The sequence below is a fragment of the Bradyrhizobium sp. URHC0002 genome, from assembly GCF_054059515.1.
This window is the reverse complement of the sequence record NZ_JBSSCF010000001.1, coordinates 2,554,123-2,570,509: the sequence shown is the minus strand read 5'-3', so window position 1 is coordinate 2,570,509 and position 16,387 is coordinate 2,554,123. Positions and strand designations below refer to the sequence as shown.

15 protein-coding genes are annotated in these 16,387 nt (G+C 63.8%); 5 read left to right on the top strand and 10 right to left on the bottom strand.

Features of this window, described 5'->3' with window-relative positions:
* Window positions 1–156: 156 nt before the first annotated feature.
* The 5 genes from ACVWVY_RS12330 to ACVWVY_RS12310 all read right to left on the bottom strand — a co-directional run bounded on the left by ACVWVY_RS12330 (window position 157) and on the right by ACVWVY_RS12310 (window position 3,854).
* Window positions 157–780 carry a peptidoglycan recognition protein family protein gene (locus ACVWVY_RS12330; RefSeq protein WP_456626622.1) on the bottom strand — a complete coding sequence of 208 codons (624 nt, stop codon included), beginning with the start codon at window positions 778–780 and terminating at the stop codon, window positions 157–159.
* A gap of 35 nt (window positions 781–815) precedes the next feature.
* Complete coding sequence (locus tag ACVWVY_RS12325; protein WP_456626621.1) at window positions 816–2,045, bottom strand: GGDEF domain-containing protein; 1,230 nt, start codon at window positions 2,043–2,045, stop codon at window positions 816–818.
* A 39-nt stretch (window positions 2,046–2,084) separates the two neighbouring features.
* The gene (locus ACVWVY_RS12320; protein ID WP_456626620.1) at window positions 2,085–2,366 is read right to left on the bottom strand and encodes a hypothetical protein; all 282 of its coding nucleotides are present in this window, start codon (window positions 2,364–2,366) and stop codon (window positions 2,085–2,087) included.
* A 412-nt stretch (window positions 2,367–2,778) separates the two neighbouring features.
* A complete protein-coding gene (locus ACVWVY_RS12315) occupies window positions 2,779–3,396 on the bottom strand; it encodes a LysE family translocator (RefSeq protein ID WP_456626619.1) in 618 nt (205 codons plus the stop codon).
* A gap of 50 nt (window positions 3,397–3,446) precedes the next feature.
* Window positions 3,447–3,854 carry a response regulator gene (locus ACVWVY_RS12310; protein ID WP_456632181.1) on the bottom strand — a complete coding sequence of 136 codons (408 nt, stop codon included), beginning with the start codon at window positions 3,852–3,854 and terminating at the stop codon, window positions 3,447–3,449.
* Window positions 3,855–4,000: 146 nt separating this feature from the next.
* On the opposite strand from ACVWVY_RS12310, the gene ACVWVY_RS12305 reads away from it, so the two are divergent.
* On the top strand, window positions 4,001–4,843 hold the full coding sequence (locus ACVWVY_RS12305) for an SDR family NAD(P)-dependent oxidoreductase (protein ID WP_456626618.1): 843 nt from the start codon (window positions 4,001–4,003) through the stop codon (window positions 4,841–4,843).
* Window positions 4,844–5,078: 235 nt separating this feature from the next.
* On the opposite strand, the gene ACVWVY_RS12300 is transcribed toward ACVWVY_RS12305, so the two are convergent.
* Both ACVWVY_RS12300 and ACVWVY_RS12295 read right to left on the bottom strand, forming a co-directional pair.
* The gene (locus ACVWVY_RS12300) at window positions 5,079–5,885 is read right to left on the bottom strand and encodes a lytic murein transglycosylase (RefSeq protein WP_456626617.1); all 807 of its coding nucleotides are present in this window, start codon (window positions 5,883–5,885) and stop codon (window positions 5,079–5,081) included.
* A 210-nt stretch (window positions 5,886–6,095) separates the two neighbouring features.
* Window positions 6,096–6,890 carry a lytic murein transglycosylase gene (locus ACVWVY_RS12295; RefSeq protein WP_456626616.1) on the bottom strand — a complete coding sequence of 265 codons (795 nt, stop codon included), beginning with the start codon at window positions 6,888–6,890 and terminating at the stop codon, window positions 6,096–6,098.
* Between the two features lie 221 nt (window positions 6,891–7,111).
* Between ACVWVY_RS12295 and ACVWVY_RS12290 the strand changes: the two genes are divergently transcribed.
* From ACVWVY_RS12290 to ACVWVY_RS12280, 3 genes are all read left to right on the top strand, one after another.
* Window positions 7,112–8,056: an OmpA family protein gene (locus tag ACVWVY_RS12290; RefSeq protein WP_456626615.1), complete on the top strand. Its 945-nt coding sequence runs from the start codon at window positions 7,112–7,114 to the stop codon at window positions 8,054–8,056.
* Between the two features lie 85 nt (window positions 8,057–8,141).
* Complete coding sequence (locus ACVWVY_RS12285) at window positions 8,142–8,591, top strand: SixA phosphatase family protein (protein ID WP_456626614.1); 450 nt, start codon at window positions 8,142–8,144, stop codon at window positions 8,589–8,591.
* Between the two features lie 72 nt (window positions 8,592–8,663).
* Window positions 8,664–10,232 carry a hypothetical protein gene (locus ACVWVY_RS12280; RefSeq protein ID WP_456626613.1) on the top strand — a complete coding sequence of 523 codons (1,569 nt, stop codon included), beginning with the start codon at window positions 8,664–8,666 and terminating at the stop codon, window positions 10,230–10,232.
* Here the strand turns inward: ACVWVY_RS12280 and ACVWVY_RS12275 are convergent.
* Window positions 10,195–11,163 (bottom strand): DUF817 domain-containing protein, encoded by a 969-nt coding sequence (locus tag ACVWVY_RS12275; RefSeq protein WP_456626612.1) that lies wholly within the window; start codon window positions 11,161–11,163, stop codon window positions 10,195–10,197. The two genes, ACVWVY_RS12280 and ACVWVY_RS12275, sit on opposite strands and share 38 nt — an antisense overlap.
* Window positions 11,164–11,294: 131 nt before the next feature.
* On the opposite strand from ACVWVY_RS12275, the gene ACVWVY_RS12270 reads away from it, so the two are divergent.
* Complete coding sequence (locus tag ACVWVY_RS12270) at window positions 11,295–11,531, top strand: hypothetical protein (protein ID WP_456626611.1); 237 nt, start codon at window positions 11,295–11,297, stop codon at window positions 11,529–11,531.
* Window positions 11,532–11,741: 210 nt separating this feature from the next.
* Here ACVWVY_RS12270 and rpoD read toward each other — a convergent pair whose 3' ends face one another.
* A complete protein-coding gene (gene rpoD / locus ACVWVY_RS12265) occupies window positions 11,742–13,871 on the bottom strand; it encodes an RNA polymerase sigma factor RpoD (RefSeq protein WP_456626610.1) in 2,130 nt (709 codons plus the stop codon).
* Window positions 13,872–14,265: 394 nt separating this feature from the next.
* A complete protein-coding gene (gene dnaG, locus ACVWVY_RS12260; protein WP_456626609.1) occupies window positions 14,266–16,275 on the bottom strand; it encodes a DNA primase in 2,010 nt (669 codons plus the stop codon).
* Window positions 16,276–16,387 lie beyond the last annotated feature (112 nt).

Sequence of the window (16,387 nt, the reverse complement as noted above, 5' to 3'; positions counted from 1 at the left end):
CGTCCTCCGCGAAAGCGGGGGACCCAGTACGCCGCGGCTTCTCGATGCAATCATTGACGTCTCTGGAATACTGGATCGCCCGGTCAAGCCGGGCGACGACGAACTGGTTTGTGTAAGGTCGAGCGTGCTCCAAGCGAAGCATCAAGACCGACCACCCTACTCCCCCCACGCCCGCGCCATCGTCGCCAGCTCACAGCCCTCGCAATAGCGCGCGTCCTTGTAGTCGATCCAGTTATGCGCATAGACGCGATCGAGCGGGATGCCGTAGCGCGCGCGCAGCACGTTGACGAGAATTTTCCACGCCGCGACCTGCGCCTCGGTCGGCCCGCGCGTCACGTCGGGATAGTTGCCGGCGAATTCCACGCCGACCGAATTGTTGCCGACCACCTGCCGATAGGTCGGGCCATTGTCGATATACTTGTTGTCGTTGCGGTTGGCGCCGTCGCCATGGGTCGGAACGAGATGTTCGGCGACCGCCCAGTACACCGTGCCGTCGGTCTCGACCCAGACCATGACGCCGCGCCGGGTCGGGTTCTTCGACTGCGCCTGCGCGCCGCCGCGTGCCGAGCCCGCCGGTCCTTCGGTCTGGTGCACGATGATGTTGCGCCAGGGATGCGACTTCGCAACGTCGCCCCATGGCGCGAGCCAGACCATCTTCAGCCCGGGAATGTCCGGCGTGCCCGACGCGCGCGCGATTGTCGCGAGGTCAGGCGTTTGCGCGGAGGCGCAAGCGGGAAACAGGATGGTGAACAGTGTGGCCGCGACGAGACGAAAGTTCATGCTCGAGGTCCAGTGACGGACCTGAGTAGCACGCCTCACGCGCGCTTGCGCAGCCCCATATCCGACAGCCCCTGCGTTGCGGGTTCGGGCGCCAGCGGCGGCGCCGGGTCGTAGGTCGCAAAGCCGTTGCGGCCGGCCTTCTTGGCGTCGTAGAGCGCATGGTCGGCGGCGGCAATCAGGCGGTCGGGATAGGCGCCCATCTCGCGGGCCCATTGCGCGACGCCGATCGAGACCGCGATCGGAATGTCGTTGCCGGTGCATTGTTCGGCGTCCGCACGGCAGACCTCCAGCACGCGGCGCGCGATCATGGCGCCTTCGCGCAGCGTCGAGGACGGCAGCACGATGCAGAATTCGTCGCCGCCGGTCCGGGCCAGCATGTCGCCGGGCCCCAGGCGGGTCTGCGCCATCAGGGTGAAATGCTGCAGGCAGGCGTCGCCCGCGGCGTGGCCATGGGTATCGTTGATGGCTTTGAAGCTGTCGAGATCGATCACCAGCAGCGCGAAGGGCTGACCTGAGCGTTCGGAGCGCGCGCATTCTTCCGTCAGGCGCTGCAGCAGATAGCGGCGGTTGCCGACGCCGGTGAGATCGTCCAGCAGCGCAAGATCCGCGACCTCGTTGCGCAGGCGGTCCATCGCCATCAGCAGGAAGCCGAAATTCAGCGACATCGACAGGAACACCAGCACCAGGATGACGACCGATTGCGCCGGGCTGAAATGCATGTAGGAGACGACGCCGCCCGTACCGGTCAGCGCGCCGAGCAGCCGGGCTGCGAAAATGACGAGGATGACAATGGTGACGATGCCGGCCAGCCGGGCGCCAGGATTGACGTGCCCCTCATGCCCCGACAGCAGCAGCTTCAGGCTGTGCAGCATCGGCAGCGCCTGGGCGATCGTAAAGACGGTCATCCGCGCCGGCACGCTGTCGTGGACGAACGTGAAGACGCACAGGCCGGCCGCGCCAAGCCCGGTGACCAGCAGGGTGTCGAGCCAGGAAACCGGCTGATTGAAGAACTTGCGGATGCCCATCGCAGCCAGGCAGATCGCCAGGATCAATGCGGTGCCGGCAAACAATAGCGGTACCAGCGAATCCGGGAAAACCACGCGCAGCATCGCGAGCGCCGCGCCGGCCGCCGCGACGAACGCCGAACCGGTCCAGAACCGCGCGGCTTCGAACGACGGATAGCTGCGCATGACGTAGGCCCAGATCAGGCCCAGCGCGAGAAAATTGATGACGAACACCGTCCAAAGCGTCGGAACGCTCAGCATCGCGAACCCGGGACGCGCACGTCGCGTCTCCCCTGTTGTTTAACGACCGTTCAAGACTTCCGCCTTGCGGCTTTCTCCCACGACGATCCCCGTCGTCTTGCAGGACAAAGGTGCATCCGCGACGCTTAACGGACCCTGACTGTCGCCAGCCAATCCAAACCGTGGTTTTGAATTGATGAAGATCGCAGACGTCAGGACATCGTTAAGCATGACGCGCGCGAAGCGAACGGCGGTGACGAGGCTCGTTTCGACGAAAAATCGCGTCAAAATGCATAACAACTGTGGATAACGTGATGACAACGCCATGACGGCACGCGGCATCAGCCTGCGAATCTGGTGGGATTGTCATCGAGGATGTTGTGAGGCTGGCCCTCCGCCAAGCATGCCTCGGTGTCGCGTTTCAATCCATGAAAACCTTGAGAGGATACTATGGCTAAGAAAGCGAAGAAGGCGAAAAAGGCCAAGGCGAAGAAGGCCAAGAAGTCGAAGAAGAAGTGAATTTTGGCCCGGGTGGAGTGCTCAGCTCCGCCCGGGCTCCCAACTCCGGGTGCGATTTGGAGAATGGCGGGCCGCGTGGTCCGCCTTTTTAATTCCGGGGGTCATAACACCCTTCCCGTCATTGCCTGCGACAAACGCGAAGCGTTTGCGCAAGGGAGCGTAAGCGACGAAGCAATCCACGCTTCCGGTGCGGCCGGATGGATTGCTTCGCTTCGCTCGCAATGACGATAAGCAGTCAGCGCTCCGCGAACGCCAGCTTGGCGCCGAGTGCTGCAAATCCCGCCGCAAAACTCCGGCGCAGCCAAGCCATCGCCTTTGGGCGGGTGATGACGCGGTCGCGCAGCGAGGCTGCGAACAGGCCGTAGACCGCGAACACCGCAAACGTCATCGCCATGAAGGCTGCGCTCAATTCCAGCATCCGCGCCAGGGGATGCGGCTCGTCGACGGCGATGAACTGCGGCAGGAAGGCGAGGAAGAAGATCGATAGCTTCGGATTGAGGATGTTGATCAGGACCGCGGTCACGATGACGCGGCGGCTGGAACGCGCCGAAGCCGCGGGGCGCGTGTCGATCGACAGCGCGCCCGTCTCGCGCAACGCCTGCCAGGCCATGTAGAGCAGGTACACGACGCCGCACCATTTCAGCGCGGCGAACGCCAGGGCGCTCGTATGCAGCACCGCCGCAAGCCCGAGCATGGCGGCCAGCATCTGCGGCACGATACCGAGCGTGCAGCCAAAGGCCGCCGCGATGCTCGGCCGCGCACCTGATGTCAGCGCCACCGCCAGCGTATAGAGCACGCCGGTGCCGGGGGAAGCGACCACGATCAGCGAGGTCAACAGGAACGACAGCGTCATGCCCTGCCATTAGCACGGCGGCATCCGGCGGGGAAGCATGGCGCCGCCCCTCACATACGCGACGGCGCCTCGTCGTCGCGGCGCCTTTCATGAATCATCCGTTCCGCCTCGCGGATCACGTCGAGCGGCGCCCATGGCTTGGCCCAGAACTGAACGCCATCGGGCAATTCCTGATGCAGCGGTTTGCCCGAGGTGATGATCACCCCGATCTCGGGATTGTACTTTCTGGCGATGTGGGCGAGCTCGACGCCGTCCATGTTGCCGGCGAGTTGCACGTCGGTCATCATCAAAACCAGGCTGCCGGCGGCGCGCTCCAGAACGAGTTCAGCCGCTTCGGCGCTTTCGCATTCAATGACATCGACCTCGCTCTCCTCCAGCAGCAGGCAAATCATGTCCCGTTGCATCGGGTCGTCTTCGACAATGAGGGCCGTCGCACGAAGGGGTCTTGATTGTCCCATATGAGCCTCCTCAGCATTCGCGCCGGTTTGGCGACGTCTTTCTGTCGGGTAGTCGACGTTAAGCGCGGAAACCGCTTTATGGTTCGGTTCCAATTTGCGAAAGTTGGCGGGAACCTGCCCGTTTTTTCGTCAATGGAGTCCCCAACATGACTGCGATACCTGGAAGCGCGGCCGCCGTGACCGGCGCCGCCAGCGGCATCGGCCGTGCGCTCGCGTTCGAACTGGCCGCGCGCGGCTGCGACCTGGCGCTCGCCGACCGCGACGAGGCCGGGCTGCAACAGGTCGCCGCCGAGATCGGCAAGGGAGGCACGCGCAAGGTCACGACCCACCGCGTCGATGTCGGCGAGCCCGCCCAGATTCAGGAATTCGCGCAAGCGGCCACCGCCGCCCACCCCTCGCTGAACATCGTCATCAACAATGCCGGCGTCGCCCTCCTTGGCGCCTTCAACGAGGTCGACCAGGCGCAGATGGAGTGGCTGATCAACATCAATTTCTGGGGCGTGGTGCACGGCACGCGCGCGTTCCTGCCGCATCTGTCGAAGCAGCGCGAGGCCCATATCGTCAACCTCTCCTCGATCTTCGGCATCATGGCCCCGCCCGGCCAGACCGCCTATTGCGCGGCGAAATTCGCGGTGCGCGGCTTTTCGGAAAGCCTGCGGCATGAACTGGCGATGGCGAACAGCCCGGTGAAATTGTCGGTGGTGCATCCCGGTGGCGTGCTGACCAACATCGTGCGCAACTCCCGCACCGGAGCCGGTATCACCGACAATGCGCGCCGCGCCGAATCGATCGACCGCTTCGATGCGATCGCCAAGACCACGCCGCCGGCCGCCGCGCAACGCATCATCACAGGCATCGAGAAAAACCAACCGCGCATCCTGATCGGCAACGACGCGTGGTTCATGGATTTGCTGCAGCGGTTTCGCCCGGCGACGTATTGGGCGGTGCTGGCGAAGCGGATCGCGCGGACGGCGGAGGAGAAGAAGTGAGGGCGTTGTTGCAGGAGCCCGCACAACAGGTTGTCATCCCCCGCGCAGGCGGGGGATCCAGTACGCCGCAGCTTATCGATTCAATTACAACCGTCTCTGGAATACTGGATCGTCCGCCTTCGCGGACGATGACGACGGAGTATAAGAAAGCGCAGCGTGCCCACCATCTATCGTCGAGCATGCCTTGAAATGGTGGGCACGCTTCGCTTTGCCCACCCTACGAAGCCACTCAGCTTCACCGCCCCGCCAGCCTGTCCGCAAAATACCCGATCGTCTTGCGATAGATCGTGGCCCTGTTCCACTCGCGCATCGCTTCGAAATTCGCGGTGCCCTCGCCGTAGGGCGCGCCGCCCTTGAAGCCGCTGGTGTGCAGCAGGTTCGCGGTGGAGGCGAGCACGTCGGGCACGCTGTGACGCAAATCGACGTGGCCGTTGCCGTCGAAATCGACGCCGTACTTGATGTAGGACGACGGCAGGAATTGCGTCTGGCCGATTTCGCCGGCGAAGGCGCCGATCAGGTCGCGCAAGGGGAGATCGCCGCGCTCCACGATCTTGAGTGCCGCCAGCAGTTCGCCCTGGAACAGCTCGGTGCGGCGGCAATCATGCGCCATGGTGGCAAGCGTGCGGATGACCGGCATCTTGCCGATATCGCCCTTGCCAAAATCCGACTCCAGTCCCCAGATCGCCACCACGATTTCCGGCGGCACGCCGAACTTCTGCTCGATGCGGGAGAGCAATGATCCGTGCCGCAGCAGCATCTGCCGGCCGATGTTGATGCGCCCGGGGCCGACGCGGGTGGAGACATATTGCTCGAACGACTTGTTGAAGGTGCCGCGCTGGCGCCGGTCGAAGGCCAGCACCGCCGGATCCTGCGTGATGCCCGAAAGCGCCTGGCTGATCACCGCTTGCGAGATGCCGGCCGCTGCCGCCTCCTGCGACATCGCCGCCACGAAGGTGCTGAAATCGCCGCCGCAGCGGGCGGCGTAAACGGGGGTGGAGGAGACGACGGCGCCGAGGAGAATGGACAGACGAAGTATGCGCATGCGAATCCCTTGCTAGCTCTCGTGCCGATCATGCCATGGGAAAGCGGCGCGCGGCAGGTGCTTCTTATCTCGTCATGGCCGGGCTTGTCCCGGCCATCCACGTTCTTTGGTCCAGAAGCAAGGAAGGACGTGGATGCCCGGGACAAGCCCGGGAATGACGGTGGAGGGAGACGGGACAAGCGTTGCCGAGCAACCGATGCCGGAGCGCCCCTACTCGCTGCCGCCGTCGATCTGGCGGCCCATCAGCGCGATGGCCTTCTGATAAACGCCCGCCGCATTCCAGGCCTGGATGGCGGCGAAGTTCGGCTCGCCCGGCTGGTAGCCCGCGCCGGTGCGCCAGCCATGGGCTTTCAGAAAATTCGCGGTCGAGGTCAGCGCGTTGGCGGAATTTTCGAGATTGCCGGTGCCATAGGCCAGAATGGCTTTGGGCATGAACTGCGTCTGGCCGACTTCGCCATGCATCGAGCCGCGCTGGCTGGCAGAGAGCGCGCCGCGGTCGATCAACTGCAGCGCCGCGTAAAGGTGCTCGGTGAAATAGGCCGAGCGCCGGCAGTCATAGGCGAGCGTCGCGATCGAGGCGAGCATGTTCTGGTTGCCGCGCTGGCTGCCGAACCCGGTCTCCATGCCCCAGATGGCGAGCAGCGGCCCCGGCGGCACGCCGTAGCGTTGCTGGATCGAAGCGAACAGCGCGCCCTGCGACGCCTTCAGCGAGCGGCCACGCGAGACGATCGTTGTCGCCCCGCGCTTGGCGAGAAACTGATCGAGCGAGAGATTGAAACTGCGCTGGCCGCGGTCGGCATTGATGGTGGCTTGCGCGTAGTTCGTCGCCATTAGGGCCTGGATGGTCGAGGCACCGACGCCCTTGGCCCGCGCTTCGCCGGCGAACTCTTGTTTCCAGGCGGCAAAACCGGCGGACGAGCTGCCGCATTGGGCGGCGTGTGCCTGGAAGTTGAGGCATCCGAACGTTGCCAGGGCGGCGCTGAAAGCAAATGCGATGCGGAGCATGGAAAAGCCATTCCTTAAGGGAGCACTGCAAGTAAGCATCGGCTTCTAGCACGTCCCTGGCCGTGCTTCGAGGGTTGCCGCCAGCGCACAGGGGCAGAATCTCCCCGAAAACGGCCATGATTGCGGCTCATTTGAACCGGACGAACTCCCGCCGCGACCCCTACCTGTCGTATTTCGTCCCGCCCCTCCCCTCGATCGTTCCTCGAACGAATGGATTTCCCATGAGCATGCCGCGCACACTGTTCAGGCCGATCTTCCTGCTGCTTGCGTTGTCGCTTGGCGCGATGGCGAGCGCTTCCGCGCAGACGCGCGATGTGGCCGGCGCAAAAGATTATCCCGGCATCGGGCGGTTCGGCGGCAGCGTCATCACGGGATATCAGGTGAAGGATTTTGACGCCGCGCGAATGCAAGGGGCGGCGTTCAAGGACGGCAAGCCTGCCGACGCGCGGCGGCTGGAAGGCCGCATCACCCGCATCGCCTATCGCACCAATCCCGGCCCCTCGATCCTGGAAGTGTCGCGCAACTTCGAAACCCAACTGGCGAAGGCCGGATTCGAGACGCTGCTTGCCTGCGACGTCGATGTCTGCGGCGGCATTCCGTTCTCGGAGGCCGTCGACGCGCTGCCGATCCCGCAGATGTGGGTGGACGGGTTCAACTATCACTATTTTGCGGGGCGCAAGGTGGACGGCGGCCGCGAGACCTATGCCAGTATCATCGTCAGCGAAAACAACCGCGATATCTACACGCAACTCGTCGTCGCCGAACTCGGCGCGATCGAGAACAAGATGGTGGACGCGGCTGTCATGGCCAAGGGCCTCCGCGAGACCGGCCGCATCGCGCTCTACGGGATCTATTTCGATACCGACAGGGCCGAGGTGAAGCCCGAAAGCCGCCCCACCCTCGAGCAGATCGCGAAGCTGCTGACCTCCCAGGTCGGACTCAGCGTCTTCATCGTCGGCCATACTGACAACCAGGGGCCCTACGCCTATAATCTCGACCTGTCGCGACGCCGCGCCGAGGCGATCGCCGCCGAGCTGGTGAAGAACTACGGCATCGGTGCGCCGCGGCTGCGCACCGCGGGGGTCGGACTGCTGGCGCCGGCCGGCTCCAACGCCACCGAGGCCGGCCGCGCGCTGAACCGACGCGTGGAGCTGGTGGCACCGTAACGGGAGGATCGAAGGCCCGTCGCGCTGCCACCGAACCGCATCGGCGGTAGCGTCCGGAAACGCCGCCTGACCATGGAGAGCTCCGATGATTGTCTTCGCGCTTCGCCACGCCGACCGCACATCCGCCGATGATCTATCGCCCGCAGGGGTCGAGCGATCGGAGCTGCTGGCGCGGATGCTTGGGGAAAGCGGCGTCCGAACCGCCTATTGCAGCGATGCGATCCGGACGCAGCGAACAGTGGAGCCGCTGCAGAAGTTGTTGGGCGCTGACCTTACACGCGTGGATGTGGTGGCCGACCCACGCGACATCCCGGCCCACGTGAATCGGGTCGTGGAACACGTGAAAACTCTGCCGGACAACGCCGTTGCTGTTGTAGTCGGTCACAGCAACACCGTTGGTCCGATCATCAAAGGCCTCACCGGCCGCACGATCGACCGCATCGAGGACCACGAGTTCGACAAGCTATTCGCGTTGTCTGTTGCCGCGAACGGCGCCGCAACCGTTGCGCCGCTGCGATATGGGAAGGCTACTTGAGACCTGCTCTCGAGCTTTGAAGCCGCGCGCGGGTACAAGCGTCCACTTTGGCCCCTCCAAGGGACAATGGCCATGACCAGGTCCAGTGGCTTCAAAGTCGGAATGGGAATTGCGATCGCCGCGCTGGCGGGAAGCCAGCAGGCGGCAGCGCAAGGGCCGACGCTTTCCGTGGACCCTTCACGACTGCCCCGTCTCGCGACCATCGATGCGCGTTTTCAATCGTACAATCTGGAGATGGTCGAGGTCACTGGTGGACGGTTCTGGAAACCCTACAGGGCCAGTGTCGCAGCGCCGTCAGTTCGCGGCGCCGATAATTCGGGGAATATCCCAGCGGGTGCGAATCCGGAGCTCTACGCGTATCGGGAGCCCATCGACTTGTCGAACGCCCGACTGCGCAGATTGGCTGCCGCGCTGGCCCCGGCCTATATGCGCGTCAGCGGCACCTGGGCCAACACGACATATTTCGCCGAAAGCGATGATGCGCCCGCCACGCCGCCCGGCGGATTCCGCGCGGTGCTCAGCCGCGAACGCTGGAAAGCCGTCATCGACTTTGCCCGCGCCGCCGGCGCCGAGATCGTGACCTCGATGGCGACGAGTCCCGGTGCCCGGGACGCCACAGGCCGATGGCAGAGCGATCAGGCGCGTCGCTTCTTCGCCTACACCAGATCCGTCGGTGGCAGGATTGCCGCCGCCGAGTTCATGAATGAGCCGACGCTGGCCGCGATGGGCGGTGCACCCAAAGGCTACGACGCGGCAGCTTACGGGCGGGACTTCAAGGCCTTTGTTGCGTTCATGAGAGCGAGCGAACCGGATGTGATGGTTCTGGGCCCCGGTTCGATCGGCGAGACATCAGCCACGCAATCCAGCGCCGATTACATCAGCGCGCGGGATCTGCTTGCAGCATCCGGGTCCGGCATCGACGCTTTTTCCTATCATCACTACGGCGCGGTCTCGCAACGATGCGCTCCGGGTCAGACCACGGCCGAGGCCGCGCTTTCGGAAGCATGGCTGGCGAGCACGGGCCGGACGCTCGCGTTCTATCAATCGCTCAGGGACGAGTTTGCGCCTGACAAGCCGATGTGGCTGACCGAAACCGCCGAGGCAGCTTGCGGCGGCAATCCCTGGGCTTCCACGTTCCTCGATACGTTCCGATATCTCGATCAGCTTGGCCGGCTTGCCAGGGCCGGCGTCCAGATGGTTGCGCACAACACGCTGGCTGCAAGCGATTACGGCCTGCTTGACGAAAAGACATTGCGGCCGCGGCCAAACTACTGGGCGGCGCTGCTTTGGCGCAGGCTCATGGGCACAATTGTTCTCGACGCCGGCGTGCACGATGGGATGCATCTCTACGCGCATTGCCGACGAGGCGCGCGAGGGGCTGTCACGCTGCTGGCCATCAATACCGACAGGACGGCCGTCGCGACCTTGCGATTGCCCGCGTCCAGCGAGCGTTACACGCTGTCGGCGGACGATCTGCAGAGCGCCGAGGTGAAGCTGAATGGAACGGCTTTGGAGCCTGGTCCCAATGACGAGCTTCCGCGGTTTGCCGCGGCGACATCGCCACCGGGTTCGGTCGAGATCGCGCCGACCACGATCACCTTCCTCACGGTCGCGGATGCCCAAAATCCGGCATGCGATTGAATTTTTGCCGGACACCGGGCGTACGCCCGTCCCCGCGCCTCTCCCGCGGCGCGTTGACCAGGCTCACCAGCGTGTAGCTGATGATCAGCAGCAGGAACCAGGAGCCGAACTTGTCGACGGACACCATCGACCAGCCGTGCCGCTGTGACGGGTAGAGCCAGGTTTTCGTGAACGTGCCGATGTTTTCCGAGAACCATATGAAAAGCGACACCAGAGCGAGCCCGAGCAACAGCGGCATCGAGCGATGGTGGTGCCAAATCCTGAAATAGACGCGGGTGCGGAAGAACAGCCAGCCGGCAACAGCGAACAGCAGCCAGCGCAGGTCTGGCATGAAGTGGTGGCTGAAGAAATTGACGTAGATCGCGACGCTGAGCACGGCCAGGCCGCGGCGCCGCGGATGATGGGAGAACTCGAAATCGAACAGCCGCCACGCGCGGCAGATATAGCTGCCGATGCAGGCATACATGAAGCCGGAGAACAGCGGCACGCCACTGACGCGGAAGAAATTCGGCTCCGGGTAAATCCAGGAGCCGGCCTGCGTCTTGAATATCTCCATCGCCGTTCCGACGAAATGATAGATCAGGATCACCTTTGCCTCGTCCGATGTCTCCAGTTTCCCTGCGAGCAGCGCGACCTGAACCGTGATCATGCAGAGAAACAGAAAGTCGTAACGCGGAAGCCACGCTGCCGCCGGATAGAACCGCCAGGTGGCGATCATCAGGAAAACAGCGATCCCGCCGAACAGGCAGGCCCAAGCCTGTTTCACGCCGAAGCGGAAAAATTCGTAGAGCGCCGAGGTCCAGCGGCCTCTCGCCATGATGCGGCCGAGCCGGTATTCGCCGGCGATGAAGCGGCGCAGCGGCGGCCAGATGGCAGCGGCGCTCGGCTGGGGTTTTGATGTGTCGGGGTTGCGGTCCGGGGGGCAATGCATGCCATCGACGATGGCGGCGGAACGCGGTGCAAAATTGGCTAATATTTGCAGATTCCGCTTAGGCCATGCGCTGTTCTTGCGCACCGCTATTTTGCTTTGACAACGTCGCCCTGATCGAAGAAAAGCCGCCCATGGCCAAGAAACCCGGGACCAATCCCAAAGGCGAATTTGCCTTCTTCAACGTCGTCTATGAAGACGACTCGCAACGCTCCAACCGGCGCGTACCTTCCGAGCTGCTCGGCGGGCTCGACGGCGACGAGCCGGCGCGCGGGTTCATCATGGAACAGGACCGCGAGATCGCCGAGAAATCCGGCCGCACGCCGCTGGCGATCAAGAGCATCAGCCGGGTTGGCGCGAAGAAGAAGTAGACATTGCACTCGGCTCTCTTCGCGTCATTGCCTGCGACAAACGCCAAGCGTTTGCCCAAGGGAGCGATAGCGACGAAGCAATCCATGCCTTCGCTTGCGACACCATGGATTGCTTCGCTGCGCTCGCAATGACGGGTTAGAGCCGGAACCAAAACAAAAAACGGCGGGCTCTTGCCCGCCGTTTGCTTTTGGATGGATGCCCGGTCTGGATCAGTTATCCAGGAAGCTCCGCAGCTTCCGCGACCGCGACGGATGCTTCAGCTTGCGCAGCGCCTTCGCCTCGATCTGACGAATACGCTCGCGCGTCACGCTGAACTGCTGGCCGACTTCTTCCAGCGTGTGATCCGTGTTCATGCCGATACCGAAGCGCATGCGGAGCACGCGTTCTTCGCGGGGCGTGAGCGAGGCCAGCACCCGCGTGGTGGTTTCGCGCAGGTTGGACTGGATCGCGGCATCGATCGGCAGGATCGCGTTCTTGTCCTCGATGAAATCGCCGAGGTGTGAATCTTCCTCGTCGCCCACCGGGGTCTCCAGCGAGAGCGGCTCTTTCGCGATCTTGAGAACTTTTCGGACCTTCTCCAGGGGCATGCCGAGCTTTTCGGCGAGCTCTTCGGGGGTCGGCTCGCGGCCGATCTCGTTGAGCATCTGGCGGCTGGTGCGCACGATCTTGTTGATCGTCTCGATCATGTGCACGGGGATGCGGATGGTGCGCGCCTGGTCGGCGATCGAGCGCGTGATCGCCTGCCGGATCCACCACGTGGCGTAGGTCGAGAACTTGTAGCCGCGGCGGTACTCGAACTTGTCGACCGCCTTCATCAACCCGATGTTGCCTTCCTGGATCAGGTCGAGGAACTGCAGGCCGCGGTTGGTGTATTTCTTGGCGATCGAGATCACGAGACGCAAGTTCGCCTCGACCATTTCCTTCTTGGCCTGGCGCGCCTCGCGCTCGCCCTTCTGCACGCCGTGCACGATCTTGCGGAATTCGCCGATCTCGAGCCCGGTGAGCGCGGCCAGCGACTGGATCTCGTGGCGCAGGTCCTTGATGCGGTCCTTCTCGTGATGGACGAAATTCTTCCAGCCTTTGGCGGAGAGTTTCGAGACACGGTTGAGCCAGCGCGGATCGAGCTCCGAGCCCTGATAGTTGCGCAGGAAGTCTTCGCGCGCGACGCCGTGGCTGTCACCCAAACGAAGCAGGCGGCCTTCGAACGAGACCAGCTTCTTGTTGATGTCGTAGAGCTGCTCGACCAGTGAATCGATGCGGGCCTGGTTGAGGCGCAGCGACTTCACCTCGACGATGATTTCGTCCTTCAGCTTCTTGTACTTGCGCTCCTGCGAGGGCGACAGCGACTCGCTCTGCAGCTGGTTCGCAATGTCCTGCTCCTGCAGGCGGCGCAGCTTCTTGTATTCGGAAGCGATCTTGTCAAAGGTTTCGACGACCTTCGGCTTCAGCTCGGCCTCGATGGCGGCGAGCGACATCTGGTTTTCGAACTCGTCGTCGTCCATGTCGCCTTCGGCGGCGGACTCGGCCGGATCCTTTTCCTCAGTCTCGGCACCGCCGGCGGGCGTGGCACGGAACGGGGTCGGCGACGGCGGGGCAGCGGGGGGCGCGACATGTGCGGGCGCTGCGGCAGCCGCGCCGTTGGCTGCCGGCAGCGGCTGGCCGTCGGGGCCGACGGGTGCTGCCAGCATCGCCGGGTTCATGTTGTTCTTGGCGTCGGGGCCGGCATAGGTGGCTTCGAGATCGATGATGTCGCGGAGGAAGATCTTTCCTTCGTTGAGTTCATCGCGCCAGATGATGATGGCCTGGAAGGTCAGCGGGCTTTCGCACAAGCCTGCGATCATCGCCTCGCGGCCGGCCTCGATGCGTTTGGCAATGGCGATTTCGCCTTCGCGCGACAGCAGTTCCACCGTGCCCATCTCGCGCAGATACATGCGGACGGGATCGTCGGTGCGCTCGCCGGGCTCGGACTTCTTGACTTCGGTGACGGCCTTCTGCGTGACCTCGACAAGCTCGTTGTCGGTGTCGTCGGCCTCGTCTTCCTTTTCCTCGTCGGCGTCGGCCTCTTCGGCTTCGGAGACGTTGATGCCCATGTCCGAGAGCATCGACATGATGTCCTCGATCTGCTCGGGCGAGGTAGTGTCGGAGGGCAGCACTTCGTTGAGCTGATCGAAGGTCACGAAGCCGCGCTTCTTGGCCTGCTTGATCATCTTCTTGACCGCGGCATCCGAGAGGTCAAGCAACGGCGACGGCGCGTCGGGGCTATCCTTCTCAGGGGCGTCCGCTGCCTTGTCGTCTTTTTCCTTGTCTTTAACCTGCAGCGTCTTTGCCTTGGTGGCCATTCATCAAGCTCCCGAAACGCGCTCGTGCGGGATAGCGCGCAACGCCACCCGCCTCTGAATTACTGAAGTCGTCGGCGGGATGTCTTTTGTTTGAAAAGCCAACCCGCTAGATCCTTAGCTTAGCGCGTGATCGTTTCGGAAAACCGGATATCCACTTTTCCGGATCACGCTCGTGCCCCTTGAGTATTCGCATGCGTAGGACGCGCAAAGGGCGGCGCAGACCGTCGCCACCCCTGTAACCCGCCATCGCCGGTGTTATGCCAATAGCCCTTGGGCGCAGTTAACGTAACCTTCGGACTATTAAGCTTCGCTTAACCCTGTTTTTGCCGCCAAACCATGGATTTGGCGAGTCTTTTTGCGGGCACGGCCGCCGCCGTCCGCATCATTTTTTTTATCACACGCTCTTTCGGAACCGGCCCGAAAGCTCGCCAAAACCCTCGATCAGGGCCTCCGTGCCGTCGAGCGACTCCAGCCGGAGGCTCACGTCCTTCAGCCATGCCATATTGGCGTCGGTGGGCTCCTCGCCCAACGCCAGCTCGGCATCCTTCTTCTCCCTAAGTAGGGCGTGCGTTTTCTGATGCAAGACAACGAGTTGCTGCCAGGTGGCCAAAACGTCTTCCCGCGCCGCGCCGGGCTTGGTGCCCCACACCGCCGAGGTCGTGATCGCCCGTTCAACCCTTTGAAGAATCTCGCTTAATCCGCGCGCTTCGAGATCGGCCCGCATTTTCTCGGCCTGCTCCTCGACGTCAGGGGAATGGTGATGGTCGTTGGCGAAGGCCGCAATGATGCCGGCGCGGAGCTTGTTGGCCTCGGGATGGGCCAGTTCCAGGGCGGCCACCTCCTCGAGATGGTCGTGCAGCAGCCAGGGGTGATTGATCAGGGACTGCAAAATCAGCGCCTCGCGGCGGGACATGGCGCTGCGCTGGCCGCGCATGATCGGGCTGGTCGCGAGCTGAGGACTGGCCGCCTGGTAGGGGCCGGACGAGATAGCAGGCGCCCCGCCCGCTCCCGGTCCGCGCCCGCCCCGGGGGGCGAATCGGCCGGCCTGGCCCGCTCCGCGCGGGGCAAACGTGCGGGGTGATTCGCCCCGCCCGGTCCGGAAATTACCCCGGCCGTAGCCGCCGCCCCCACCTTGCGGCGCAAAGGCGCGCTGCAGGCGATCGGCGAGATCGTCGCGATAATAGCGACGCACCACCTCGTCGCGGATGCCCTTGCTGAGTTCATTGATGCGGGCCTCGAGCGCGGCGCGCCGCTCAGGCGTGGCAAAGCTGCCGCCCTCGACCTCGCGCGACCAGAGCATGTCGACCAGCGGCCGCGCGGCTGAAATCACTTCCTCGATCGCAACGCGGCCGCCGGAGCGCGCGAGGTCGTCGGGGTCCTGGCCTTCGGGCAGCAGCGCAAAGCGCAGGCTCTTTCCCGGCAGCAGCGCCGGCAGCGCCAGGTCGGCAGCGCGATACGCCGCTTTCTGGCCGGCGCGGTCGCCGTCGAAACAGAGAATCGGCTCGTCCGCCATCTTCCACAATAGCGCGAGCTGGTTTTCGGTGAGCGCCGTGCCGAGCGGGGCGACAGCGCCGCCGAACCCTGCCGTGACCATGGCGATGACGTCGACATAGCCTTCGACCACGATCAGCGGCGAGCCGTTATGCGTCGCCTGCCGCGCGGTCGAGAGGTTGTAGAGATTGTCGCCCTTGTGAAACAGCGGCGTCTCCGGCGAGTTCAGATATTTTGCCGGAACGTCCTTTTCCAGCGCGCGGCCGCCGAAGGCGATGACGCGGCCGCGAACATCCGTGATCGGAAACATCACCCGGTCGCGGAAGCGGTCGAAGGGAACGGGCTTGTCCTCGCCCGCCACCAGCAGGCCGCCTTCCACCATGTCCTCGGTCGAAATGCCATGCGCGCCGAGATGCTCCTTCAGCGCGAAACGATCCGGCGGCGCATAGCCCAATCGAAACTGCAGCTGCGTCGCCGGCGTAATGCCGCGGTCGCCGAGATAGCCGCGCGCCTTGGCGCCGTTACGCGAGGCCAGCGTGTCGGCAAAGAATTTCGCCGTGAGCTCCATCACGTCATGCAGCGTCTTGCGGCGCTGCTCGTGCCGCGCGGCGTCCGGGGTCGCCGCCGGCAGCGCCATGCCCGCCATCGACGCCAGGCGCTCGACGGCTTCGGTGAAGCCGACGCCCTCGGTCTCCATCAAAAACGAGATGATGTCGCCGTGCTTGCCGGAGGAGAAGTCGTGGTAAAAGCCCTTCTGGTCGTTGACCGTGAACGAGGGCGACTTCTCCTGCTGGAACGGCGACAGCCCCTTGAACTCGCGCCCTGCCTTCTTCAGCTTGACGCGGCGGCCCACGACTTCCGAGACCGGAAGCCGGGCGCGCAGCTCTTCGAGGAATTGGGGCGTGAAGCGCATAAGGTGATTTGGACCTTGAGTCGTGAGGCGATTGCCAACCGACCATGGATATAGGGACGGGCCGGTAAAATACGAAGGTTATTCGGCTTCTCGCCGCTATTCACAGCTCCCA

Excerpts from the sequence above, each read along its gene's own strand:
- ACVWVY_RS12325 (WP_456626621.1), bottom strand. The coding sequence starts at position 2,045 with ATGCTGAGCGTTCCGACGCTTTGGACGGTGTTCGTCATCAATTTTCTC.
- ACVWVY_RS12315 (WP_456626619.1), bottom strand. The coding sequence starts at position 3,396 with ATGACGCTGTCGTTCCTGTTGACCTCGCTGATCGTGGTCGCTTCCCCC.
- rpoD (WP_456626610.1), bottom strand. The coding sequence starts at position 13,871 with ATGGCCACCAAGGCAAAGACGCTGCAGGTTAAAGACAAGGAAAAAGAC.
- ACVWVY_RS12305 (WP_456626618.1), top strand. The coding sequence starts at position 4,001 with ATGACTGCGATACCTGGAAGCGCGGCCGCCGTGACCGGCGCCGCCAGC.
- ACVWVY_RS12330 (WP_456626622.1), bottom strand. The coding sequence starts at position 780 with ATGAACTTTCGTCTCGTCGCGGCCACACTGTTCACCATCCTGTTTCCC.
- ACVWVY_RS12290 (WP_456626615.1), top strand. The coding sequence starts at position 7,112 with ATGAGCATGCCGCGCACACTGTTCAGGCCGATCTTCCTGCTGCTTGCG.
- ACVWVY_RS12275 (WP_456626612.1), bottom strand. The coding sequence starts at position 11,163 with ATGCATTGCCCCCCGGACCGCAACCCCGACACATCAAAACCCCAGCCG.
- ACVWVY_RS12270 (WP_456626611.1), top strand. The coding sequence starts at position 11,295 with ATGGCCAAGAAACCCGGGACCAATCCCAAAGGCGAATTTGCCTTCTTC.
- dnaG (WP_456626609.1), bottom strand. The coding sequence starts at position 16,275 with ATGCGCTTCACGCCCCAATTCCTCGAAGAGCTGCGCGCCCGGCTTCCG.
- ACVWVY_RS12295 (WP_456626616.1), bottom strand. The coding sequence starts at position 6,890 with ATGCTCCGCATCGCATTTGCTTTCAGCGCCGCCCTGGCAACGTTCGGA.
- ACVWVY_RS12300 (WP_456626617.1), bottom strand. The coding sequence starts at position 5,885 with ATGCGCATACTTCGTCTGTCCATTCTCCTCGGCGCCGTCGTCTCCTCC.
- ACVWVY_RS12285 (WP_456626614.1), top strand. The coding sequence starts at position 8,142 with ATGATTGTCTTCGCGCTTCGCCACGCCGACCGCACATCCGCCGATGAT.
- ACVWVY_RS12280 (WP_456626613.1), top strand. The coding sequence starts at position 8,664 with ATGACCAGGTCCAGTGGCTTCAAAGTCGGAATGGGAATTGCGATCGCC.
- ACVWVY_RS12320 (WP_456626620.1), bottom strand. The coding sequence starts at position 2,366 with ATGCCGCGTGCCGTCATGGCGTTGTCATCACGTTATCCACAGTTGTTA.
- ACVWVY_RS12310 (WP_456632181.1), bottom strand. The coding sequence starts at position 3,854 with ATGGGACAATCAAGACCCCTTCGTGCGACGGCCCTCATTGTCGAAGAC.